21 protein-coding genes are annotated in these 24240 nt (G+C 56.7%); 7 read left to right on the top strand and 14 right to left on the bottom strand.

The genetic code is table 11. The annotated features are described in order from the left end of the window. Nucleotides 1-74: 74 nt before the first annotated feature. A complete protein-coding gene (locus AAC636_RS03955) occupies nt 75-1103 on the top strand; it encodes a ribose-phosphate pyrophosphokinase (RefSeq protein WP_340243405.1) in 1029 nt (342 codons plus the stop codon). 106 nt (nt 1104-1209) lie between these two features. On the opposite strand, the gene AAC636_RS03950 is transcribed toward AAC636_RS03955, so the two are convergent. The 6 genes from AAC636_RS03950 to AAC636_RS03925 form a co-directional block, all read right to left on the bottom strand. After that, nucleotides 1210-1626 (bottom strand): F0F1 ATP synthase subunit epsilon, encoded by a 417-nt coding sequence (locus tag AAC636_RS03950; RefSeq protein ID WP_340300480.1) that lies wholly within the window; start codon nt 1624-1626, stop codon nt 1210-1212. A gap of 12 nt (nt 1627-1638) precedes the next feature. Continuing rightward, nucleotides 1639-3063: a F0F1 ATP synthase subunit beta gene (gene atpD, locus AAC636_RS03945; protein WP_317656290.1), complete on the bottom strand. Its 1425-nt coding sequence runs from the start codon at nt 3061-3063 to the stop codon at nt 1639-1641. An 18-nt stretch (nt 3064-3081) separates the two neighbouring features. Then, on the bottom strand, nt 3082-3960 hold the full coding sequence (locus tag AAC636_RS03940) for a F0F1 ATP synthase subunit gamma (RefSeq protein WP_340297588.1): 879 nt from the start codon (nt 3958-3960) through the stop codon (nt 3082-3084). 12 nt (nt 3961-3972) lie between these two features. Continuing rightward, entirely contained in the window at nt 3973-5511 is a 1539-nt protein-coding gene (gene atpA, locus AAC636_RS03935; protein ID WP_340252453.1) for a F0F1 ATP synthase subunit alpha, read from the bottom strand. Continuing rightward, a complete protein-coding gene (locus tag AAC636_RS03930) occupies nt 5511-6071 on the bottom strand; it encodes a F0F1 ATP synthase subunit delta (RefSeq protein WP_340261594.1) in 561 nt (186 codons plus the stop codon). The genes atpA and AAC636_RS03930 overlap by 1 nt, the downstream gene beginning before the upstream one ends. Before the next feature lie 296 nt (nt 6072-6367). Next, a complete protein-coding gene (locus tag AAC636_RS03925; protein WP_340300479.1) occupies nt 6368-7156 on the bottom strand; it encodes a methyltransferase domain-containing protein in 789 nt (262 codons plus the stop codon). Nucleotides 7157-7219: 63 nt separating this feature from the next. Between AAC636_RS03925 and gloB the strand changes: the two genes are divergently transcribed. Further along, nucleotides 7220-8008, top strand: coding sequence for a hydroxyacylglutathione hydrolase (gene gloB / locus AAC636_RS03920; RefSeq protein ID WP_340301083.1), 789 nt, complete (start codon nt 7220-7222; stop codon nt 8006-8008). Nucleotides 8009-8171: 163 nt separating this feature from the next. Beyond that, entirely contained in the window at nt 8172-10508 is a 2337-nt protein-coding gene (gene clpA, locus AAC636_RS03915; protein ID WP_340300478.1) for an ATP-dependent Clp protease ATP-binding subunit ClpA, read from the top strand. Nucleotides 10509-10658: 150 nt separating this feature from the next. On the opposite strand, the gene AAC636_RS03910 is transcribed toward clpA, so the two are convergent. From AAC636_RS03910 to AAC636_RS03900, 3 genes are all read right to left on the bottom strand, one after another. Then, entirely contained in the window at nt 10659-12194 is a 1536-nt protein-coding gene (locus AAC636_RS03910) for a peptidoglycan -binding protein (protein ID WP_340300477.1), read from the bottom strand. After that, nucleotides 12194-13396: a biopolymer transporter ExbB gene (locus tag AAC636_RS03905; protein WP_340252461.1), complete on the bottom strand. Its 1203-nt coding sequence runs from the start codon at nt 13394-13396 to the stop codon at nt 12194-12196. Before AAC636_RS03905 ends, AAC636_RS03910 begins: the two co-directional genes overlap by 1 nt. Before the next feature lie 80 nt (nt 13397-13476). Then, complete coding sequence (locus tag AAC636_RS03900; RefSeq protein ID WP_340300476.1) at nt 13477-14043, bottom strand: gamma-glutamylcyclotransferase; 567 nt, start codon at nt 14041-14043, stop codon at nt 13477-13479. Nucleotides 14044-14102: 59 nt separating this feature from the next. Between AAC636_RS03900 and AAC636_RS03895 the strand changes: the two genes are divergently transcribed. Beyond that, complete coding sequence (locus tag AAC636_RS03895) at nt 14103-15110, top strand: DUF2125 domain-containing protein (protein WP_340300475.1); 1008 nt, start codon at nt 14103-14105, stop codon at nt 15108-15110. Here the strand turns inward: AAC636_RS03895 and AAC636_RS03890 are convergent. From AAC636_RS03890 to AAC636_RS03880, 3 genes are all read right to left on the bottom strand, one after another. Beyond that, on the bottom strand, nt 15107-16030 hold the full coding sequence (locus AAC636_RS03890) for a prephenate/arogenate dehydrogenase family protein (RefSeq protein WP_340300474.1): 924 nt from the start codon (nt 16028-16030) through the stop codon (nt 15107-15109). The genes AAC636_RS03895 and AAC636_RS03890 overlap by 4 nt on opposite strands. Continuing rightward, nucleotides 16027-17121 (bottom strand): histidinol-phosphate transaminase, encoded by a 1095-nt coding sequence (gene hisC / locus AAC636_RS03885; protein ID WP_340300473.1) that lies wholly within the window; start codon nt 17119-17121, stop codon nt 16027-16029. Before hisC ends, AAC636_RS03890 begins: the two co-directional genes overlap by 4 nt. 84 nt (nt 17122-17205) lie before the next feature. Beyond that, on the bottom strand, nt 17206-19413 hold the full coding sequence (locus tag AAC636_RS03880) for a primosomal protein N' (protein WP_445322537.1): 2208 nt from the start codon (nt 19411-19413) through the stop codon (nt 17206-17208). Nucleotides 19414-19651: 238 nt separating this feature from the next. Here AAC636_RS03880 and AAC636_RS03875 point away from each other — a divergent pair, with 238 nt between their 5' ends. Then, on the top strand, nt 19652-20365 hold the full coding sequence (locus AAC636_RS03875; protein WP_445322536.1) for a DUF484 family protein: 714 nt from the start codon (nt 19652-19654) through the stop codon (nt 20363-20365). A 4-nt stretch (nt 20366-20369) separates the two neighbouring features. Then, nucleotides 20370-21296, top strand: coding sequence for a tyrosine recombinase XerC (locus tag AAC636_RS03870; RefSeq protein WP_340300472.1), 927 nt, complete (start codon nt 20370-20372; stop codon nt 21294-21296). Here the strand turns inward: AAC636_RS03870 and AAC636_RS03865 are convergent. Further along, nucleotides 21293-22093, bottom strand: coding sequence for an inositol monophosphatase family protein (locus AAC636_RS03865; RefSeq protein WP_340300471.1), 801 nt, complete (start codon nt 22091-22093; stop codon nt 21293-21295). The genes AAC636_RS03870 and AAC636_RS03865 overlap by 4 nt on opposite strands. Nucleotides 22094-22207: 114 nt before the next feature. Next, on the bottom strand, nt 22208-23119 hold the full coding sequence (locus tag AAC636_RS03860; RefSeq protein WP_340300470.1) for a LysR family transcriptional regulator: 912 nt from the start codon (nt 23117-23119) through the stop codon (nt 22208-22210). A 95-nt stretch (nt 23120-23214) separates the two neighbouring features. Here AAC636_RS03860 and metF point away from each other — a divergent pair, with 95 nt between their 5' ends. Continuing rightward, nucleotides 23215-24081, top strand: coding sequence for a methylenetetrahydrofolate reductase [NAD(P)H] (metF, locus tag AAC636_RS03855; protein ID WP_340300469.1), 867 nt, complete (start codon nt 23215-23217; stop codon nt 24079-24081). The last annotated feature ends 159 nt before the right edge of the window (nt 24082-24240 follow it).

The following is a 24240-nucleotide window of genomic DNA, read 5'->3' as shown; positions in this document are numbered from 1 at the left end:
TTGGCCTGAGTGCTAGGGGGTGTCAACGCGCCAAATGGGGCGCGCCCTGCACAGATCAAGGACGTTGAGAAAAGATGAGCGCCTCAGACCCGAAACTGATTTCTGGTAACGCCAATCGCGAATTGGCCAAGACGATTGCAAAACGGATGTCGATGCATCGCGGCATGAAAGTCGGTCTTGTGGATGCCCGCGTGGAACGTTTCAACGACCAAGAAATTTTCGTGGAAGTTTACGAGAACGTGCGCGGCGAGGATATGTTCATCGTCCAGCCCACATCGAAGCCTGCCAATGACAACTTGATGGAGCTGTTGATTATCGCTGACGCGCTGCGCCGTTCATCTGCTGCACGTATAACGGCGGTGATCCCCTATTTTGGATATGCCCGCCAAGACCGCCGCACCAAGGCGCGCACGCCAATCTCTGCGAAACTTGTGGCGAACCTGATTGCCGAAGGCGGCGTTGAGCGCGTATTGACCATGGATTTACACGCCGCACAGATCCAAGGCTTTTTCGATATCCCCGTGGACAACCTCTATGCGAGCCCGATTTTCGCGCTGGATATCTTGCATCAATTTGAGGGCAAGGTGGATGATGTCATGGTGATCTCGCCCGATGTTGGCGGCGTGGCGCGTGCGCGCGAACTTGCCACGCGTATTGGCGCGCCTTTGGCAATCGTGGACAAGCGCCGCGAAAAGCCAGGTGAGGTTGCTGAAATGACCGTGATCGGGAATGTCGAAGGCAAGCGATGCTTGATCGTGGATGATATGTGCGACACCGCTGGCACATTGTGCAAAGCGGCCGAAGTGTTACTTGAACATGGTGCAACCGAAGTGCATGCCTATATCACCCACGGCGTGATGTCTGGCCCTGCGGTAGAGCGCGTGAGCAAATCGGTCATGAAATCCCTAGTTTTGACCGACACGATCGAGCCAACCGAAGCTGTCAAAAACTGCCCCAATATTCGCATCGTTCCCACCGCGCCCATGTTTGCACAGGCAATTTTGAACATTTGGAATGGCACAAGCGTCTCATCGCTGTTTGAGACGGAAACCCTCGTGCCGATCTATGAAGGGCTGTATCCCAACGGAATGTGGGGCCGTTAAGCGGCCACTTCCTGGCACAACACACTCAACGGCGCGCCCATGAAAAAAGGCGCGCCTTTTTTATAGGCGCGCCTTTTCTAAATTTCGTCCTCAAGCGGACAGGGGATCACAGGTTGATGTGATCGCCCAATGCCACCATGTCAGACAGAAGCTTGGCCGCGTCATCCACGGGGCCAGGCTCGTTTTTGAATGTCTCTTTCGCAGTCTCATGTGCCTTGCGATGCTCTTCCACCATTTCGGCATAGAGTTCTTTAGTCACTTCCGCGCGGGGCAATGCACGCTCTGCAAGAACAGTGACCTTATCGGCGCTGATCTCGGCAAAGCCACCCAGAACGATGTAATCATCCTGACCGCCCGCATGGATGACCTGCAGCAAACCCGGACGCAAAGTGGTGATAGTAGGCGCGTGGTTTGCCATCGCCGTCATATCACCCCCTGCACCAGGGATTTGCACCTCGGTCGCATCTAACGAGGCCAAGCGGCGCTCGGGAGAGACGAGGTCAAATTTGAACGCTTCGGCCATTCGGCCCTCCTATCAGGCTGCTTCTGCTGCCAGACGCTCGGCCTTGGCTTTCACGTCTTCAATACCGCCCACCATATAGAACGCGGCTTCTGGCAGGTGGTCATATTCGCCTGCAACAACCGCCTTAAAGGAGGCAATCGTGTCTTCCAATGGAACCTGAATACCATCAGAGCCAGTGAAGACCTTCGCCACGTCAAATGGCTGCGACAAGAAACGCTGGATCTTACGTGCGCGAGACACTGTCAGCTTATCTTCTTCGCTCAATTCGTCCATGCCGAGGATGGCGATGATGTCCTGCAGCGATTTGTAACGCTGAAGGATACCCTGAACGTCACGAGCCACGTTGTAATGCTCCTCACCAATGACGGCAGGGTCAAGCAGACGCGAGGTCGAGTCGAGCGGGTCAACCGCAGGGTAGATGCCCAATTCCGAAATCGCACGGCTGAGAACCGTGGTTGCGTCAAGGTGCGCAAACGAGGTTGCAGGTGCAGGGTCGGTCAAGTCGTCCGCAGGAACGTAGATCGCTTGAACCGAAGTAATCGAGCCAGCTTTGGTCGATGTAATCCGCTCCTGCAGCGCGCCCATGTCGGTCGCAAGGGTTGGCTGGTAGCCCACAGCAGAAGGAATACGGCCCAAAAGCGCCGACACCTCAGAACCCGCTTGCGTGAAGCGGAAGATGTTGTCCACGAAGAACAGAACGTCTGTGCCCGACTGGTCACGGAACTGTTCCGCCAAGGTCAGACCCGTCAAAGCCACACGCGCGCGCGCCCCTGGAGGTTCGTTCATCTGGCCGTAGACCAAGGCCACTTGGCTTTCGCTCAACGCGTCTGGCTTGATAACGCCAGATTCGATCATCTCGTGGTAAAGGTCATTGCCTTCACGGGTGCGTTCACCCACGCCCGCGAACACCGAGAAGCCCGAGTGCACTTTGGCGATGTTGTTGATCAATTCCATGATGAGAACGGTTTTACCCACGCCCGCACCACCGAACAGACCAATTTTACCACCCTTCGCGTAAGGCGCGAGAAGGTCGATCACCTTGATACCTGTGACGAGGATTTCAGACTCGGTGGACTGTTCCGCGAATTCAGGCGCAGGCTGGTGAATGGCGCGGGTTTCATCCGCTTTCACGGGGCCTTTTTCGTCAATGGGCTCGCCCACAACGTTCATGATGCGGCCCAATGTAGCGTTGCCCACTGGAATGGTGATTGGCGCGCCCATATCGGTCACTTTCGCGCCGCGCACCAAACCCTCGGTTGCGTCCATCGCGATGGTGCGCACGGTGTTTTCACCCAAGTGCTGCGCCACTTCGAGGATCAGTTTCTTGCCATTGTTCTCGGTCTCAAGCGCGTTCAGGATCTCCGGTAGGTGATCTTCGAACTGCACGTCAACGACAGCGCCGATGACCTGAGTAATTTTGCCGACTGCTTGTGCCATGTCGTGTCTCCGGTTTCCTTAGAGCGCTTCCGCGCCCGAGATAATTTCAATCAATTCATTGGTGATCACAGCCTGACGCGAGCGGTTAAACTCAATCGTCAGTTTGTCGATCATGTCGCCTGCGTTGCGGGTTGCGTTATCCATTGCGGACATACGCGCCCCTTGCTCCGAGGCCCCATTTTCGAGAAGCGCTGTAAAAATCTGCGTTGTCACGCCAATGGGCAGCAGATCAGACAGGATTGCCTCTTCGGAAGGTTCGTAGTCATAGGGCGTTTCTGCCCCAACATCTTCTGCAGCATCTTCAAAAACAGCAGGGATGATTTGCTGCGCAGTTGGGATCTGAGAAATCACCGACTGGAAGCGATTGTAGAAGATGGTGGCGACATCAAATTCGCCCGCATCAAAGCGTGCCATCACATCCTTTGCGATGGCTGCTGCGTTTTCGTAACCCACGCGCTTCACTTCGGAGAGGTCAACGTGACCAATCAAAAGGTTTGCATAGTCGCGGCGCAGTTGTTCACGGCCTTTTTTGCCTACAGTCAAAACCTTCACAGTTTTGCCCTGTGCGATCAGCTCGGCAATGCGCGCTTTTGCAAGACGCGCGATGGTGGAGTTAAAGCCCCCACACAAACCGCGCTCGGCTGTCATGACAACGAGCAGATGTGTCTGGTCTTGACCCGTGCCTGCCAAAAGGCGCGGGGCACTGTCCGACCCACCGACCGAAGCGGCCAGCCCGCCAATCACCGCCGCCATTTTCTCGGCATAAGGCCGCCCAGCTTCGGCGGCTTCCTGCGCACGGCGCAGTTTTGCAGCAGCCACCATCTGCATGGCCTTGGTGATCTTGCGGGTCGATTTGACCGACTCGATCCGTGTTTTCAGATCCTTGAGACTTGGCATAAACCCGTCCCCTTACGAGAAATCTGCGGCGAATTCTTCGATGACTGCCTTCAGTCGGTCGGCTGCATCACCTTTGATCTTTGGATCTTCATTGGTGATCCAATCGAGAACATCCTTGTGCTTCCCACGCAGATGCTGAAGCAGACCCTGCTCAAAGCGGCCAACTTCGCGCACGGCGATCTTGTCGAGGAAGCCAGAGATACCAGCGAAGATCACACAGACGATTTCTGCGTTGGTCAGCGGTGCATATTGTGACTGCTTCATCAACTCGGTCAGACGCGCGCCGCGGTTCAGCAAACGCTGTGTCGCCGCATCAAGGTCAGACCCAAACTGCGCGAAGGCCGCCATTTCGCGATACTGCGCCAGTTCCAGTTTCACCGAACCTGCCACCGATTTCATCGCATTGGTTTGGGCCGAAGAGCCCACGCGAGACACGGATAGACCTGTGTTCACAGCAGGGCGAATACCCTGATAGAACAAGTCGGTTTCAAGGAAGATCTGGCCGTCTGTGATCGAGATCACGTTGGTCGGAATAAACGCCGAAACGTCACCGCCTTGGGTTTCAATCACGGGCAGAGCGGTCAAAGACCCTGCACCAAGATCTTCGTTCAGCTTCGCCGAACGCTCCAACAAACGAGAGTGGAGGTAGAAAACGTCACCAGGATAGGCTTCACGCCCTGGGGGACGGCGAAGCAGCAAGGACATCTGGCGGTAAGCAACAGCTTGCTTGGACAGGTCATCATAGATGATCAGCGCATGCTTGCCGTTGTCGCGGAAATACTCGGCCATCGCGGTCGCGGAATATGGCGCAAGGAACTGCATCGGGGCAGGGTCAGAAGCTGTCGCTGCCACAACGATGGAATATTCAATCGCGCCTGTCTCTTCGAGCTTCTTAACCAACTGCGCAACAGTCGAACGCTTCTGGCCAACCGCAACATAGATGCAGTAAAGCTTCTTGCTTTCGTCTTTGCCAGCCGCTTCGTTATAGCTTTTCTGGTTCAGGATCGCGTCCAAAGCCACGGCAGTTTTGCCTGTCTGACGGTCGCCAATGATCAATTCGCGCTGACCACGGCCGATGGGGATCATCGCGTCAACAGCCTTGAGGCCTGTTGCCATAGGCTCATGCACGGATTTACGTGGGATGATGCCAGGCGCTTTGACGTCCGCAACGCGGCGCTCTTTCGACTTGATCGGGCCTTTACCGTCAAGTGGGTTGCCCAAGCCGTCTACAACGCGGCCAAGCAATTCTGGGCCAGCAGGAACGTCCACGATCGAATTCGTGCGCTTAACAGTGTCACCTTCTTTGATGTCACGGTCAGAGCCGAAGATCACGACACCTACGTTGTCGGATTCAAGGTTGAGGGCCATGCCCATAATTCCACCTGGGAATTCGACCATTTCACCCGCTTGAACATTATCAAGACCGTGAACGCGGGCGATCCCATCGCCAACACTCAGCACGCGGCCAACTTCGGCCACTTCTGCATCCTGACCGAAACTCTTGATCTGTTCCTTCAGGATCGCGGAAATCTCTGCAGCTTGGATCGCCATTATCCGACCTCTTTCATGGTGTTCTGGAGGGAGTTGAGCTTGGAGCGGATCGAGCTATCGATCATCTTCGAGCCAACCTTTACGATAAGACCGCCAATGAGGCTTTCATCAACGGTCGCATTCAAATTAATTTTCTTGCCCACGGAGGCTGACAGGGCTTTTGCCAGTTTATCCGCTTGGGTTTTGGTCAGGGCCTTGGCAGATACGACCTCTGCGGTCATCTCGCCACGGCTTTCTGCGATTTGGGCGCGCACGGCGCGCAGCACCATCGGCAGAACGAAAAGACGGCGCTTTTGCGCCATGACTTGCAACGTATTGGTTGCAATCATACCCAATTTCATCGCCTTAGCGACAGCGCCAACGGCAGCCTGAGACTCGTCACGGCGGTAGATCGGGGAGGAGATCAAATCTCGCAGGTCTGCGCTTGCGGCCAATGCGGCTTCGAGCGCGTCAACATCTTTGGCCAGCGCATCAATCGCTGCCGCCTCGGTGGCTAGGTCGAACATCGCGGTCGCGTAGCGCGCAGCGATGCCGGTTGAGATCGAAGCCGATTCGGACACGTCCACCCTTTCAACAATTTGGCTCGGGCAGCGTGAGGATCACGCCCGAGCAGTTCGTTCTTCGCGACTTGAAGGTGCCGCCGTTCCTCAGATTTGGCGGTCGTTTAGCAGAGGGTTTAATTTGCTGCAACCGCCGATGGCGCAAACATGATTTTGACAAAATCCTTGTTTTTCAGAGGTTAGCCAAATCTTTCTGCAGATGCGACGCTTTGAAGCTAAAAAAAATCGCGCGCAGGGAGACGATTTTGGCCCTAATTTAGGCGCAAACATCCCGAGTTGGCCTCTTTTGGCCAGCCTTAGCGATTCTGCATCTGCGAAATAGAGGCGCCTTTTTGGCGGCAAACGCGGCCTGTTGCAGGGCTTGGAACCCCATCAAGGATACGCAAGGGATTGCGCATGCGTGCGGTGCGACCCCGTTTTGTAGGGGCAAAGACCTGCTTACTCGCTTCAACCATGATCACACCGCCTGCGTAGTGCGAACTCATCCAGCGCCCCGCGCGTTCCATCATATCGGCAGACCTAAGCCAGAACCGCGCATGGCTTGGTGGCGCAAAAAGTGCGGCACGGTGACGTTCTGGCACAAAGCCATGGTGGCGCAATTGTGCCTCAAGCTGGCTGAGGCTGTAGGGCCGCCCATAGCCAAAGGGCGTGGCATCGCTGCGCGCCCACAAGCCTCCGCGATTTGGCACAATGAACAAGGCCCGCCCCCCTGCCCCAAGCGCGCGCGCGGCTTCGTCCAAGAGCGCCGCAGGATCATCGCTTGTCTCAAGCCCATGCAGCATCACCAAGCGATCTGCCATCCCTTCAGACAAAGGCCACCGCGCATCTTCGCACAGGGCCGCAACATTCGACATCCCAGCAGGCCAAGGCATTACCCCCTGCCCTTGCGGCATCAAGCCAATCACGCGGCGCGATTGATCGAGATACGGGCGCAAAAGCGGAACGGCAAAGCCAAAGCCCACCACAGTCTGCCCACTTGCGTTAGGCCAAAGTGACAACATCGCATCGCGCACAGCCTTTTGCGCAATTCGCCCCAATCGGGTGCGATAGTAAAATTGACGCAAATCAACGACATCAAGATGCATTGCAAAAGCCAGTCCGCTGCGATTGTCTTAGGCCATATGTGCCACGAAGCTGAGGAGATTGCCATGACCACCGCCGCACCCGCCACTGAAATTGTGACAATCCCCTGCCTCAAGGACAATTACGCCTTTGCGTTGCATCTGCGCGAAACAGGTCAGACCTTGATCGTAGACGTGCCAGAAGCCGCGCCCATTGTTGCCGAATGTGCGCGGCGCGGATGGGTGATTACGGACGTTCTCTTAACCCACCACCATTGGGATCACGTGGACGGGTTGCCCGATCTGCATGCGGCGACCAACAGCCCAATTCGCGTTTGGGGGGCAGCCGCAGATGCCCACAGGCTGCCCGCGCTTGACCACGCGCTGCACGAAGGCGATGTCATGGAAATCGGGGCCTTGCGTGGCACGGTTTACGATGTGTCTGGCCATACTGTGGGGCACATCGCCGTTCATTTCCCACAGTCGGGCGTGATCTTTACCGCTGACAGCCTGATGGCGCTTGGCTGTGGTCGCCTGTTTGAGGGCACACCCGCGCAGATGTGGCAAAGCCTGTCAAAACTGACCGCACTTCCGCGTGATACGCTTGTCTGTTCGGGTCACGAATACACGCAATCAAATGCGCGGTTTGCCTTGACCATCGACCCTGAAAACGAGGCGCTCCAAGCTCGCGCTTCCCGCATTGACGAGGCGCGCGCAAAAGGCTTGCCAACAGTGCCAAGCAGCCTTGGCATGGAATTGGACACAAACCCGTTCCTGCGCGCCAATGACCCCCAAATCAAAGCACATTTGGGGATGACAGATGCCAGTGACGCAGAATGCTTTGCCGAGATCAGGCAGCGCAAAGATCACTTCTGATGGATTTTCACGCAAATTTGCGCCGATCACAGGTTTTTTTTCAAGTTTAGCTTGAAACTGGCAAAATAAAACCGAAGCTTAATACCATGAGGCTATGGCTAGACTCAGTGGAGGCGGGCCGAACCCGCTTGCGCCTCTGGCCGCAACGAAAGGAGCACTTATCGTGCCGTCGTTTTCAAATACCCTAGAGCAGGCCATCCATGCGGCTTTGGCGCAGGCGAATGCGCGCAAGCATGAATTGGCAACATTGGAACATCTTCTTCTGGCGCTGTTGGACGAGCCTGACGCGGCCAAAGTTATGCGCGCCTGTAGCGTGGATATTGATGCCCTGCGCGAGACGCTGATCACCTTCATTGACGAAGAATTGGCCACGCTTGAGACAGATATCGAGGGCTCTGAGGCGGTGCCGACCGCAGCCTTCCAGCGGGTGATCCAACGCGCCGCGATCCATGTGCAATCCTCGGGTCGCACCGAGGTCACAGGGGCAAACGTCCTTGTCGCGATTTTCGCAGAGCGCGAGTCAAACGCCGCCTATTTCCTGCAAGAGCAGGATATGACCCGCTATGACGCGGTGAATTTCATCGCCCATGGCGTGGCGAAAGATCCGTCTTTTGGGGAAAGCCGCCCTGTTTCAGGCGCGACTGATCCGATGGACGAGGGCGTTGAAACAAGTGGCAATCCGCCTGAGGGTAGTGATGCCAAGGAATCCGCCCTTGCCAAATATTGCGTTGATCTGAACAAAAAGGCGCATGATGGCGATGTTGACCCGCTGATAGGTCGCCATGATGAGGTGGAACGCTGCATTCAAGTGCTGTGCCGCCGCCGCAAGAACAACCCGCTCTTGGTCGGTGATCCTGGTGTTGGCAAAACCGCCATTGCCGAAGGTCTGGCGAAAAAGATTGTCGAGGGCGAAACGCCTGAGGTTTTGGCGAAATCCACCATTTATTCGCTCGACATGGGCGCGCTTTTGGCAGGCACACGCTATCGCGGTGACTTTGAAGAACGGCTGAAGGCCGTGGTCAACGAATTGGAAGACCATCCTGACGCGGTTCTTTTCATCGATGAAATTCATACTGTCATCGGGGCGGGTGCGACATCGGGTGGGGCCATGGATGCCTCAAACCTGCTTAAGCCCGCGTTGCAGGGCGGCAAATTGCGCTGCATGGGATCGACAACCTATAAAGAGTTCCGTCAACATTTTGAAAAAGACCGCGCGCTCTCGCGCCGCTTCCAGAAGATTGACGTCAATGAACCATCCGTTGAGGATTCGGTGAAAATTTTGCGCGGGCTGAAGCCTTATTTCGAAAGCCACCATGATGTGAAATACACCGCCGATGCGATCCGCACCGCGGTTGAACTGGCGGCGCGTTATATCAACGACCGCAAATTGCCCGACAAAGCGATCGACGTTATTGACGAGGCAGGCGCGGCACAGCACCTGCTGCCAGATAGCAAGAGGCGCAAGACCATTAGCCCGAAGGAAATCGAAGCCGTGGTCGCAAAAATCGCGCGCATACCACCAAAGAACGTCTCAAAAGACGATGCAGAGGTACTGCGCGATTTGGAAAAAACGCTCAAGCGCGTGGTGTTCGGCCAAGACAGAGCGATCGAGGCCTTGGCATCTGCGATCAAGTTGGCGCGCGCGGGTCTGCGGGAACCAGAAAAGCCCATTGGGAACTATCTCTTCGCGGGGCCAACAGGTGTTGGCAAAACCGAAGTGGCTAAGCAATTGGCCGATACCCTTGGGGTCGAGTTGCTGCGTTTTGACATGTCCGAATACATGGAAAAACACGCAGTATCTCGCCTGATTGGCGCCCCTCCAGGCTATGTCGGGTTCGATCAAGGTGGGCTTTTGACCGATGGCGTGGATCAGCATCCACATTGCGTGTTGCTGCTGGACGAAATCGAAAAGGCGCATCCTGATGTTTTCAATATCCTTCTTCAAGTGATGGATCACGGCACGTTGACAGATCACAATGGCCGCTCGGTCGATTTCCGTAATGTTGTCTTGATCATGACCTCAAACGCGGGCGCAGCCGAACAGGCGAAGGCGGCCATTGGATTTGGTCGCGACCGCCGCGAAGGTGAGGATACCGCCGCAATTGAGCGCACCTTCACACCTGAATTCCGCAACCGTTTGGATGCGGTGATCAGTTTCGGCGCGCTGCCAAAAGATGTAATCCTGCAGGTGGTTGAGAAATTCGTGCTGCAACTTGAGGCGCAGCTGCTTGATCGCAATGTGACGATCGAGCTGACCAAACCCGCGGCTGAACTTTTGGCCGATTTGGGCTATGATGATCGTATGGGCGCGCGCCCCTTGGGCCGTGTGATCCAAGAACAAATCAAAAAGCCACTGGCCGAGGAATTGCTGTTTGGCAAACTCGCCAAGGGTGGCAATGTGAAGGTCGGTGTCAAAGACGGCAAAATCGACCTGCGCATTGAAAACGGTGCGCCACCGCGGATCAGTTCGAAAAAGCCGCCGCTGCTAACAGCAGAATGACCAGAGGCGCATTACAGAGCGCCCAAGCACAGTGTTTTCGTGCCTCTGGCCTTCACGCACCAAGCGGGAAACGGGACGATGCATCTGAGGAATCCGACTGATCCCCGAAGGTAAACTTATCTCAATACGCCCAGCAGAAATCGAACTGCGCTAACGCTCGGTCAACTTAAGTTCAATCCTGCGGTTTTGCGCACGCGCTGCGGCGCTGTCCCCTTCGGCCACAGGGTGGAATTCACCAAACCCTGTGGCGGCCAGTCTTTCAGCAGGAATGCCCAATTCTTCGTTCATATAGATAACCACGGATAATGCGCGCGCCTGCGACAATTCCCAGTTGTTCGAAAATTCCGCATTGGCCGACAGCGGCACATTATCGGTATGCCCATCGACACGAATGATCCAATCGATACCATCAGGAACTTCATCGGAAACCTGCAGCAGCAATTCAGCCACATTGGCAATCTGTGCGCGCCCCTCAGGGCTCAAATCAGCGCGGGCGCTCTCGAACAAGACTTCAGAGGAAAACACAAAACGATCGCCCACGATCCGCACGCCATCACGCCCCTCAAGCACCTCTCTTAGGCGACCAAAGAAATCGGATCTGTAGCGTTCCAAACGCTGTGCTTCTGCTGCTTCTAGATCAGCTCGCGCGCGCTGCTCGGCCGCGACTTGGGCGAGAGCCGTGTTCAATCGCGTTCCGAGCGCGTCAATTTGCACCTGTGCTTCCTCATCGCGCGCCTCGGATTCGTCCAAGATATTTTCAAGTGCGGCGAGTTGCGCGCGCAGGGCTGCAAGCTGCTCATTTAGAACAACCACACGCCGCTGCGCTTCGGTCGATTGCGCCTGCGCCGTGGCAAGCTCGGCATTGGCGACCGCTAAAAGGGCCTCTCGCTCAGACAGTTGTGATTGCAAATCTTCAACTGCGGGTAGGTTTTCTTGCGCCGCACGCGCCGCAGCCAATAGGGTCAGCGTTTCCTCTGCCCTTGCCCGCTCCTCCTCCAATACAAGGGTCAGGGCAGTCAATTCCGCGTCAGAATTGGCCAATCTCTCGCGCAGGGCTTCGGCTGCCGCAGCATCAGCCAAGCGCGCGGCTTCTTCGTCTGATAGCTGGGTTTGCAGGTCGCTGTTCTCACTGCGCAAATCTGCCAACAGCGCCTCAAGCGCCTCGCGCCGCGCAGCTGCTAGGCGCGCGGCCTCAGCGGCGCTGTCAATCTCGCTGCGCGCTTGCGCAAGCGCAAGGTTCAACGCCTCCTCGCGGGAGAGTGTTTCTGCAAGTTCAGCGCGCGTGCTATCCACTTGAGCGCGCAAATCAGCCTGGCGCGCCAAGAGACTTGCCACCTGCTCCTCGAAGGAGGCGATGCTTGCCTGTGCGTCGGACAACTGGCCGCCCAATGTGGCAAGGCGCGTTTCAAGATCGCTAGAGCGGGCCTGTTCTAACCCAAGAGCATCACTGAGCGCATTCAATTCTGCGTTAAGAGCATCCAGCTCATTGTCCTGAGTGGCAATCTGATCACTCAACGCATCAAGCTCATCGTCCTGCATGGCAATCCGATCACTCAGAACAAACTGCACCACCATGAAAATAGTCAGCACAAAAATCATCACCATCAGCAATGCGGTGATAGCATCCACAAAACCCGGCCAAATCGCGGCGGAAAACCGATTTCCCGTTCTGCGGTGAAACGCCATCAGGCTTGTCCTTGCCCGTTTTCATCCGCCTCAGTCACACGGCGAATAGCGGCCGTCAGCGCGGCCATCTCACGGCGCAGCGCACGTACTTCGCTATCGTCACCAGACGACTGCTTTGCCCGCGCCGCCATTTGTTCAAAAATTTGCACAAGCTGGATGTCAATTGACCGCATTCGCGCGCGGGCTTCATCGTCAAATCCGCCCAGATGGCCCAGAAGCTCCAATCGCTCAACCAGTTGTTCCTGCGCATGAGCCTGACGTGCTGCGATCTCTTGCGATTGAGGGGTCATCCGCTCGGCCAAAGCCACAACCGCGCTGGTCATCTCTACCATCCGCGCTTGAAGTTCAGCCTGACGGACGTTGGATTGCGCGAACATCGCCTGAAGGCTGTCGATCTGGTCAACCATGTGATCCAAGACTGTGGCCACGGCCGCACGATCCACGCCGCCGCCATCTCCATCGGCATCAGACGAGGAAAAGCTCATTCGCGTGATGGAGGAGAGCCATTCTTCCATTTCTCGGTAAAAACGGTTCTGACCATGTCCTGCGAAAAGTTCCAAAAGCCCCACGACCAAAGAGCCGGCAAGCCCCAAAAGCGAGGAGGCGAAGGCCGTGCCCATCCCCCCCAACTGACTTTCAAGCCCCGTCATCAGCCGCGAGAATACCGCGAGCCCATCTTCATCGGCGCTTGGCTGTAGGCCGCGAATTGTATCCACTACTGCAGGCACTGTTGTGGCCAATCCAAAAAATGTGCCCAAAAGGCCGAGGAAAATCAACAAATTCGCCAAATAGCGGGTGATGTCACGGCTTTCCTCCATCCGCGCGCCGACGGAATCCAATACGGAACGGGTAGTCATAGTCGACAGCTGCATCCGTGCGCCACGCCCTTGCAAAGCGGCGGCTAAAGGCGCCAAAAGTTCGGGGCGCCGTTGATCTGTAAGGCCTTGCTGTGCCGCACGCTCGATCCAGCGCACCGAAGAAAATAACTGCAGCACCTGCCAGAAACAGGCCATCACGCCGACCAAGAACACCACGCCTATGGTGCCATTGAGATAGGGGTTAGAGAGGAAAACAGGCAGCACCATAGGATAAACCACTGCGCCACCTGCCGCGACCAAGCCGCATATGATCATCATCAGGAAAATCTGGCGGGTGGGGCGTGTGAAACTAGACTGCGCCCCGCTTCTGTTGCTGCCGCTCATCAAAAACTCTCCTGCCCCATGTCATTGCTTGGAACCAACCTACCGCCCTTCAATGGCTCTGCCAACAGGGGGACACAAAATCACGATGGTTTTATCTCTGCTTTTATCTCGGCAACGCGTGCTTGTAGCCACAGTAAATCAGTATCAGGAACGCCAATTTGGTGCAAATGCTCGGCTGTGTTGATCAGATATTCATCGTTCGGCCCCCGCCCACCCACAGCGCGCGCGATAATCTGGGCTTGGGTCTCAAGGTCAAGATCGCCGCGATATTGGCAATGGTCAGGGTCAATGACAAAAGTCAGCACATTCTCAAGCGTCCCACCCGCTGACAGATGCACCGTTTGGCGCGTCTCAAGATAGGCAGAGCTGACCAACTCACGCTCGCGCAAATATTCCAAGGTTGCGCTTTCATGACCATCAGTCACGCGAAACGCTACCCCGTCACAATGGGCATTTTCGGCCTGATCCAAGGCCAAAACCAACCCTGGTGCCTCGGGCGTGCCGCGGTGGTGAATAGAGGACATGCAAAACGACCGCCGCCATCCGATAAGCCGCGCATGCGCGGTCTGCGCCACAGGAAAGCCCGGGTTCCAGATTAGGCTGCCATAGCCAAAGACCCAGAGAGGTTCAAACCGTGCCTCAGACATGAGATGCCGCCTCGCTTTGGCGCTTGGCAGTCCTGACGCGCAGCGTTAAGGAATGGCGCATGAAAAAGGTTCTTATCATCATCGCGGCCCTTTGCCTGTTGGCCAGTGGGGTTTGGTTTGGGCTTGCCGCAGCAAGCAAATCGACCCTCGCAGCATGGTTCGAAGCACGCCAAGCCGATGGGTGGCTTGTCTCACATGATCCGATTGAGGTGAAGGGCTTTCCCCTCAGCCTAAATGCCACAATCCCGAATTTGGAACTGGCTGACCCTGAAACAGGGTGGCTTTGGTCAGGCCCAGCAATCTTGATTAATCAGGCCTTGCTGTCTGCAGGGGACATATCCGTTACATGGCCAAGCGCCCATGTTTTTGCCACGCCCGAAGCACGTTTCGATATCGCTTCGGCGCAGTTTCAGTCCAATTTGCAGCTTGAACCAACCCGCAATCTGGCAGTGTCAGGGGCGGCGACCCAGTTGCGCGATCTCACCCTTCAGCGCGCGAATGACGCTGCTTGGCAAGCCAGTTTAGACGCGGCCACGATCACATTCACCCGATTGCAGAATGAGGATCAAACCTTTGATCTGAATGCCGCAATCGAGGGGTTATCTCTCCCCCAAGGCCTGCGCGCGCGGCTTGATCCTGCGGGGGTCATGCCTACGATTTTCGAGCAATCCAGCCTTGATGCCACTTTGACCTTTGATCGCCCGTGGGATTTGGACGCGCTTGAACAGGCCCGCCCGCAATTTACGGCCATCCAAATTGACGAAGCCTCTGCCATCTGGGGGGATATGGTTTTGCGCGCTTCGGGCGCGGTCACAGTGAATGCACAAGGCATAGCTGAGGGTGATCTGGCGCTTAGGGCGGAAAACTGGCGCGCGATGTTAGATATGGCCTTGCGCGCTCGGGTCATCTCGCAAGACTTGTATCAAATGCTAGATGGCGGGCTTGGTTTTTTTGCGCAGCTCTCAGGCCAGCTCGAAAACCTAGATATCATCTTACGCTTTAGCGGGGGTGCGGTCTTTGCAGGGCCCATCCCCATTGGCCCCGCACCACGCTTGATCCTGCGTTAATCTTTCTTGCGCGCGATCCGCCCAAAATCAGGCGCATCTGTATCCTGCCCCGCCTCAATAATGCCGCGCCGAATGGCGCGGGTGCGGGTGAAATAGGCGTGCAGATGATCCCCATCGCCCCGCCGAATAGCGCGCTGCAAGGCGAATAATTCTTCGGTAAAGCGCCCCAAAATCTCTAGGGTGGCATCTTTGTTGGACAAGAAAACATCCCGCCACATGGTCGGATCAGAGGCTGCAATGCGGGTGAAATCACGGAAACCCGCCGCAGAATATTTGATCACTTCGCTATCCGTCACGCGGCGCAAATCATCAGCGACACCGACCATCGTGTAGGCGATCAAATGCGGTGTGTGGCTGGTGACGGCAAGAACCAGATCGTGATGATCTGCGTCCATTTCCTCGACCTTGGCACCGCACCCTTCCCACAGGGCGCGCAATCGCGCCACCGCATCAGGGTTGCTGTCTGCCTCTGGGGTGAGGAGGACGTAGCGATTATCAAACAACTCGGCAAAGCCCGAGCGGGGGCCAGAATGTTCGGTGCCTGCAAGCGGGTGCGCTGGGATGAAATCCACCCCTCGTGGCAAATGCGGGGCGACCGCATCGATCACCGCGCGCTTCACCGATCCCACATCGGAGATTGTGGCACCTGTGGCCAAATGCGGGGCCATTTCGCGCGCTACAGCCTCCATCGCGCCAACAGGCACGCAAAGAACCACCAAATCCGCACCCGCAACCGCGCTGGCCAGATCATCCGCGATATGATCACAAAGCCCGATTTCGCGCGCGACATCCCGCGTCTGGGGCGAGCGGGCATAGCCCACCACCTCGCCAGCAAGACCCGCGCGGCGCATCGCAAGCGACATTGAGCCTGCAATCAGCCCCAGACCGATTAGGGCAACACGGGTGTAAAGCTGGCTCATTTCGCCCCCCTGAAGGCGCGCATTGCCGCCAGAACATGAACATTATCCTCGGGCCGCCCGATGGTGATCCGCAGCCCATGCGGGATTTTATAAGACTTTGGCGCCCGCACGATAATGCCGCGCGATTTGAAAAACGCATCAGCCGCGTCAGCGGTCGCCTCATCCTCGAAACGGGCCAAGATGAAGTTCGCTTCACTGTCTGACACTTTGATCCCCAAATCACGCAAGCCTCGCGTCAGGGTATCGCGCTCGGCATTGTTGATGCGCACCGAATTTTGGGCAAATTCTTGATCTGCAATCGCCGCCTCTGCCCCTGCAAGCGCAAGGGTTGAGAGGTTGAAGGGCTGACGCAAACGCGTTAAAATTTCAATCAACCCTTTCGCGCCATAGCCCCATCCCACCCGCAGGCCCCCAAGCCCATAAAGCTTGGAAAAGGTGCGGGTCATCACAACATTGTCGCGCTCTGTTGCGAGGCTTGCGCCGCCATCATACCCATCGACAAACTCTGCATAGGCCGCATCGATGACCATCAAACAATTTGGCGGGATTGTATCGGCCAAACGCGTCAATTCCTCATGGCTGAGAAAGGTGCCAGTTGGGTTTGCAGGGTTAGCAATAAACACCAATCGGGTGCGTGGCGTTATCCCCGCGATCACGGCATCAATATCGACACGAAAATCCGCCTCGGGAACCTCAACGGGTGTGGCGCCAACCATCAGCGCACAGATGCGATACATGGCAAATCCATGCTCGGTGAACAGAACCTCATCCCCCTGCCCCGCAAAAGCGTGGCACAGAAACTGGATCACCTCATCCGAACCAACGCCACAGATGATGCGATCAGGGTCAAGCCCGTGCAGAGCGCCTATAGCGGCCCGCAGCGCCGTGTGGCCCGTGTCAGGGTAGCGGTGCATATCCGCCGCTGCCGCCTCAATCGCCGCGCGGGCCTTGGGGCTTGGCCCGAACGGATTTTCGTTTGACGACAGTTTGATCGGGTTTTGATGCCCCTGAAGCGCACTCAATCCGCCCTGATAAAGGGCAATCTGCATGATCCCTGCCTTGGGGTCAGGATATGTGCCGCGCGCGCTCATGGATGCGATCCTTCTTGTCAAATCACCCTCGCCTTCTAACGGGGCTTGCGCGCCAAGGGAAGTTCCCGCGCAAAAATTGCCAGATCAATAGAAACTTTGCGGATCAATATCGACCGAGAGACGCAGCTTGTTGGAATATTTCAATCCGTTCAGCCAGTGCGCAAGCGCCGCTTGAATGGGCGCGCCTTTTGGGGCCTTGACCAAAAGGCGCACACGATGCCGCCCCCGCACCCGTGCGACAGGCGCAGGGGCAGGGCCAAAAACCTGCGCCTGAATCTGGCGCAGCGCACCATCATGGCGGGCCAGATGATTGCCCAGATCAAAACATTCGGCCAAATCTGGGCTTGAGATCACGATCCCCGCGAGCCTGCCATAGGGTGGCATCGCGGCCGCTTCGCGCATCGCAGCCTCGGCACGCCAGAACCCCTCATCATCATTGGCAAGAATGGCGGTGATCACGGGGTGCTCGGGCTGATAGGTCTGCATCATGGCGACCCCTGCTTTTTCAGCGCGCCCTGCGCGGCCCGCAACTTGGTGCATCAGCTGAAAACTGCGCTCAGCCGCGCGCAGGTCAGAGCCGTGCAACCCAAGATCAGCATCCACCACCCCAACCAAGGTGAGGTTCGGGAAATTATGCCCCTTGGCCACCAATTGCGTGCCGATGATAATATCGCATCCGCCTTCTGCAATCTCGGCAATCTGCGCTTTCAGCGCTCGGGCGGAGCCAAACAAATCCGATGATAAAATCGCCACGCGCGCCTGTGGAAACAGGGCTTGCGCCTCTTCGGCAATGCGTTCAACCCCAGGCCCTAAGGCCGTCAACTTCCCCTCAACGCCACAGGCGGGGCAGGTTTCGGGAATATCTTTCGTCTCTCCGCATTGATGGCAAATCAGCCGCTTTTGAAAGCGGTGTTCAACCATGCGGGCATCACAATGATCACAGGCGATTTGCACACCGCAAGCACGGCATAGGGTGATCGGCGCAAACCCACGGCGATTAAGGAACAGCAGGCTTTGCTCACCTGCTGAAATACGCGCCGCCACCTCATGCGCCAAGCTCGGTGAAATCCATTGCCCCGAGGGCACATCCTCAAGGCGCATATCAATCGCGCTCATCTGTGGCAATTCAGACGCGCCAAACCGCGCGGGCAGACCAAAGCGTTCATATTTGCCCGCCTCCGCATTCGCCCATGTCTCAAGTGAAGGGGTCGCCGATGCCAAGATCACCTGCGCGCCTGCAACGGAGCCGCGCAGAACAGCCATATCGCGGGCATTGTAGAACACGCCGTCTTCCTGCTTGTAGGAGGCATCATGTTCTTCATCGACCACGACCAAACCCAAATCTCGGAACGGCAGGAACAGGCTAGAGCGCGCGCCTACCACCAATTGCGCCGCCCCTTCGCCCACCATTTTCCAGACGCGCCGCCGTTCGGCCATGGTAATCCCTGAATGCCACTCGGCAGGGCGCGCACCAAACCGCGCTTCAACCCGCGTCAGGAATTCGGCAGAAAGGGCAATCTCAGGCAAAAGGACAAGCGCCTGTTGGCCTTTCGCCAAAGCCTCCGCAACCGCCTCAAGATAGACTTCAGTTTTGCCTGACCCCGTGACCCCCTTGAGTAGACTGGCCCCAAAGCCGCCTGCCGCAATTTTGTGGCGCAAGCGGCGCGAGATATCCGCCTGATCAGGGCTGAGGTTCTTGCCCTCAAGGTGATGATCCAAAGCGGGGAAAGGCGCATCGCGGGGAGCCTCGACTTGCGCCAATGCGCCTTGTTCGACCAATCCTTTGATGACCGCGCTGCTGACCCCTGCCGCCAGCGCCAATTCGGTTTGCGACAGCGCGGCGCCGCCATATTCGTCAATCACATCCATGACACGGGCTCGCGCATCCGTCATCCGTGCCGGCGTGGTCGCCCCCCGCGTATAGAGCCTGCGCGCTTGAGGCGAAGCCCCCAATGCAGGCGCACGCGTGGCCAAACGCAGCATCGCTGACAAGGGCGTAAAGGTGTATTGCGCAGCGCGCTCTAGAAATTGGCGCATTTCAGGGCGCATTGGCGCCACATCAACCACATTCGCGATTTTACGAATTTTTGTAGGGTCATAGCCCCCCTGCCCCCGCCCCCAAACCACGCCAATCACGCGGCGCGGGCCAAGCGGCACTTCGACAAAGGCACCGATCTCACAGCCCCCCTCTGGCGCGCGATAATCCAGCACGCGATCCAGCGGTTCAGCGGTCAGCACACCAACAAGCGTCCCTTCAGTGAAAAAATCAGCTTCCATCGCGTTGGCGTTCATTCTCTTTTGCATTCAAGGTCAAGCGGGATATATGCAAAGAACCACGCAAGCGCCGCGATGAAAAGCACCAAAACCAAGACCCCACCGCCCCATAATTTGCAGAAGCGAAAAAACAGGGCAGAAATCGGAAAAGCTTTGGTGTAAGGTGACGGCGTAGCGAGTAAGCAACACGGCACCAGACCGTGGCACAAATGAGATGCCCCCCAAAAGGCGGGGCGCGCAGAATGAGGCAAGGACAGTGACACAGAAAGCAGAAATGCTCGGAGATTGGCGTGAGCGCGTTCTCAAAGACCCTGAATTAATCCTAGAGGATCGCGACCTAATGCGCGTTCTGATCTCGGCCAATGATCGGCTGATGGGCGGTAATGTGGTCGATATGCGCGGCATTGCAATGGAGCGATTGGAAAGCCGCCTTGAACGCCTAGAGGACACGCATCGCTCTGTGATCGCGGCGGCCTATGAAAATCTGACGGGCACTAATCAAATTCACCGCGCCGTGTTGCGTGTGTTAGAGGCCGAGAATTTCGAAGATTTTTTGAAAATTACAGCCGCAGACCTGCCTGAAATCCTGCGCGTTGATCGCGCAAAATTGGTTCTCGAAAGCCATGAGGCCGAAGAACGTGACCCCGATGACCTGAGCGGTCTTGATGAGGTTCTCTCCATCGTGCCTGCAGGTTTTGTTGATGCCTATCTCACAGGCGGGCGCGATGTGCCCTCGCGTCAGGTTACATTGCGCGGCGCAAGCCCCCATGCCGAACAGGTTTTTGGCAAGGCCGCAGAATGGATCAAATCCGAAGGTCTTGTGCGTCTGGATATGGGGCCAGATCGGCTTCCTGGGATGCTGGCTTTTGCCGCAGAAGACCCGCATCAATTCCGCCCAAGCCAAGGGACTGACCTCTTGGCTTTTTTTGCAGGCGTCTATGAGCGCGTGATGCATACCTATTTGGGCTAAACCCATGCTGATTGCCCCCGCCACCCGTGATCTTTTCGAGCGATGGATCACCCATTTGCGCGGGGTGGAGGGGCGTGCGGAGGCAACGATCGAGGCCTACGGGCGGGATTTGCGTGATTTTCTTGAATTTCACGCCCGCCATGACCCAGATAGCCGTGGCCCAAACGCCCTAAAATCTGTCAGCTTGCGCGATATGCGGGCCTATATGGCCGCGATGCGCGCGCGCGGTGTATCAGCCCGATCTTTGGCGCGCGCCTTGTCATCGGTGCGTAGTTTTTACAATTGGTGGTCAGACCACGATGGCTTTGATGCAAGCGTGGTGCTCTCTATGCGCGCGCCCCGCTATCAACGCAGCCTGCCGCGCCCTCTGAGCGAAGGGGATGCACGCCACCTGCTTGACCAAGTTGCCAGCGAAGATCACCGCCCATGGGTGCAGGCCCGAGATTTGGCGATTGTCACGCTGCTTTATGGATGCGGTTTACGCCGTGGTGAGGCTTTGGCTCTCACCGGGGCGACCTTCCCCTTAGGCGATGTCTTACGGGTGCGCGGCAAGGGCAATAAGGAACGCGAATTGCCCGTCTTGCCCGCTGCACGCAACGCATTGGCGCGCTATGCCGACCTGTGCCCTTATGAATTGACAGCCGATGCGCCGCTTTTTCGCGGCATTCGCGGCGGCGCGCTGAACCCGCGCATCATTGCACTGATTGTTGAGAAAGCGCGGATGCAGCTTGGCCTGCCCCCAAGCGCGACACCGCACGCGCTGCGGCACAGCTTTGCAACCCATCTGCTAAATGCAGGGGGCGATTTGCGCGCCATTCAAGAATTGCTTGGCCATGCAAGCCTATCGACAACCCAAGCCTATACCGCGATTGACACCGAAAGATTGGTTGAGATTTACGAAACCGCTCATCCCAAAGCGCGCGCGGTTTAACTGTCCTCGCGGCTGCGGATGATTTTCGCAAAAGCCTCAAAAATCGGCTCAGCGGCGGCAATCATGTGGCCATCCACCATCATATCCTGCCCTTCGCGGATCGGCTCAACAAAGCCGCCCGCTTCGCGCACGATCAACAGACCTGCGGCAAAATCCCATGGCTTAAGGTGGTAATCCCAAAAGCCCTCATAGCGCCCCGCCGCCACATAGGCGAGATCAAGCGAGCCTGCACCCAAGCGGCGAACCCCTGCGCAAACGGGCAAAAGCTGACCCATATCGCGCAAGACAGCGGGGAGATATTTCTGCGTGCCAAATGGAACGCCCATTGCAAAGATTGACTCAATCAAGCGATTGCGGGCGGAGACGCGCAAGCGTTGACTGTCATTAAGCCACGCGCCCGCACCTTTTTCGGCAAAAAACAATTCATCGCGGCTTGGATCATATACCACCGCAGACACGACCTCGCCCTTATGCTCAAGCGCGATGGACACGGCCCAATGGGGCAAACCATGCAGATAGTTTGTCGTGCCATCAAGCGGGTCAACAATCCAACGGCGGGTTGGGTCAGTGCCTGCAATCTCACCGCCTTCTTCGCCCAAGAAGCCATAATTGGGGCGTGCGCCCATCAATTCCTCGCGCAGAATTTCCTCCGCGGCCCGATCCGCACGGCTTACGAAATCGCCCGGCCCTTTTGAAGAAACTTGAAGGTTCTCAACCTCGCGGAAATCTTTCAGCAAGCTGCGCCCCGCTTTACGGGCAGCTTTGATCATAACGTTGAGATTTGCAGAACCTTGCATCGCGGTATTCCTTTCGGGGGGCGTTTCGCCCAAGCAACAGGCGCGCCCTATAGCCCGCGCGGGGCCAAGTGCCAAGGGTGCAGGGGCGCGAATTCGTCAAAATCTGCGCGCGCGCTAACCACGGCGCTGTAATTTTGGCGGCTCAGTGCGCGCAAGGCGCAGCACATTGGCCATAAAGGGCTTGGCCGTATCTTCGGCACGCGTGGCCCCATAGAGGCGTTTGGTCACCCCGCTTTGTTTGAGACGTTTCGAGACAATAGAGGCGTTTTGCAACGCCTGCCCCCGCACAACCCAATCAGGCAAAACCGCCACCCCGCGCATAGAGGCCACCAAAAGAACGATCACGGCAGAGAGCTCGACCCGCCGAATTGCTTTTGGCTCAATCCCTGCGGGCATCAAAACTTCGGTAAATACATCCAACCGCGCGCGATCTACGGGGTATGTGATCAAGGTTTCATGCGCGAAATCCTCGGCGCTGATGAAATCCTTTTGTGCAAGCGGATGATCCTTAGAGCAGATGAAAACAGGCTCATAATCAAAGAGCGGGGTAAAATCGACCCCATCCAAATCTTCTGGATCAGAGGAGACAACCAAATCCACCTCCTCGCGCAGAAGGGCAGGCAGGGCCTCGAATTGCAAACCGGGGCGAATATCGACATCAACCTCTGGCCATGCGGTGCGGAAAGCCTCAAGCACGGGCAAAAGCCAGTCAAAACAAGCGTGGCATTCAATCGCGATGTGCAACCGCCCCGCTTTGCCAGACCGAAGGCCTGAAAACTCATCTTCCAAGGCCTCGATGCGTGGCAAAACTTCTTCAGCCAAACGCAATAGCTTCATCCCCGCCGCAGAAAGCCGCATGGGTTTGGAGCGGCGCACAAATAGTTCCAACCCCGCTTGATCCTCAAGCCCCTTGATCTGATGGCTCAAGGCACTTTGCGTGATGTGCAACTGATCCGCCGCTTTGGCGAGGCCACCGCATTCATGGATCGCTTTGATCGTGCGCAGGTGACGGAACTCGATATGCATATCAACCTCATGTTGATGATGAATTTTATGAATTTGCTTCACTGAACAACTCTATGCGACAAGATCTCAAGCAATTCAAGGATTTCAGAATCACCATGTCCACACCGCGCATTTCATTCGAATTCTTCCCACCTCAGTCGATTGAGGCCTCCTTCCGCCTGTGGGACACATTGGGCAAGTTGGCCCCGCTCTCGCCCGAGTTTGTCTCTGTGACCTATGGCGCAGGCGGCACAACGCGGGATTTGACCCATGATGCTGTGAAAACAATCCACGCAAATTATGGCGTTGCGGTTGCGGCGCATCTGACTTGTGTGAACGCAACCCGCGAAGAAACATTGGCCATTGCGGACAGCTATGCTGAGGCGGGCGTGACCGAGATCGTGGCATTGCGCGGCGACCCACCGAAAGGTGCGGGCAAATTCACCCCCCATCCAGAGGGATTTGCAAGTTCGGTCGAATTGGTTGAGGCCTTGGCCAAAACGGGCAAATTCCACCTACGTGTGGGCGCTTATCCTGACCCGCATCCAGAGGCAGAAAACCTAGATGCCTGTGTCGAGTTCCTGAAGCGCAAGGTTGATGCGGGTGCAAATTCCGCAATCACACAGTTTTTCTTTGAAGCTGATACGTTTTTCCGCTTTCGCGATGCTTGTGCGGATGCGGGTATCACTGCACCGATTATTCCTGGAATTTTGCCCGTCAACAATTGGACACGCGTGCGCCGATTTGCATCGGCCTGCGGCGCGCATATCCCCGCTTGGGTGGATGAGGCCTATGAAAAGGCGATCCGCGATGATCGCGAAACGCTGCTGTCGACCGCCCTGTGCACCGAACTTTGCACCGATTTGATCGAAGGCGGCGTTGAGGATTTGCATTTCTACACGCTCAACACGCCTGAATTGACGCGCGACATTTGCGCCGCCCTTGGCGTGGCCCCGAAACAAGCCTTGGCACAAGTTGCGTAAAGCATAAAAACGGCGCCCTCAGATGGGCGCCGTTTTTTCTCTGGCCTGTTGGCAGAAAACACTTTATGCCGCAGCCTATGGCAACAAAACCGCATCCTATCGCGCAAAAGCGCCGCCGACGCTAAGGCCTTGGCCCTCCCCGCCGCTTCTGGTGTGGGA

This window comes from Roseobacter sp. HKCCD5988 (assembly GCF_037830355.1).
Taxonomy (GTDB): Bacteria; Pseudomonadota; Alphaproteobacteria; order Rhodobacterales; family Rhodobacteraceae; genus M30B80.
Note: the sequence above shows the minus strand (reverse complement) of the source record. Positions and strands in the feature narration are given on the sequence as shown.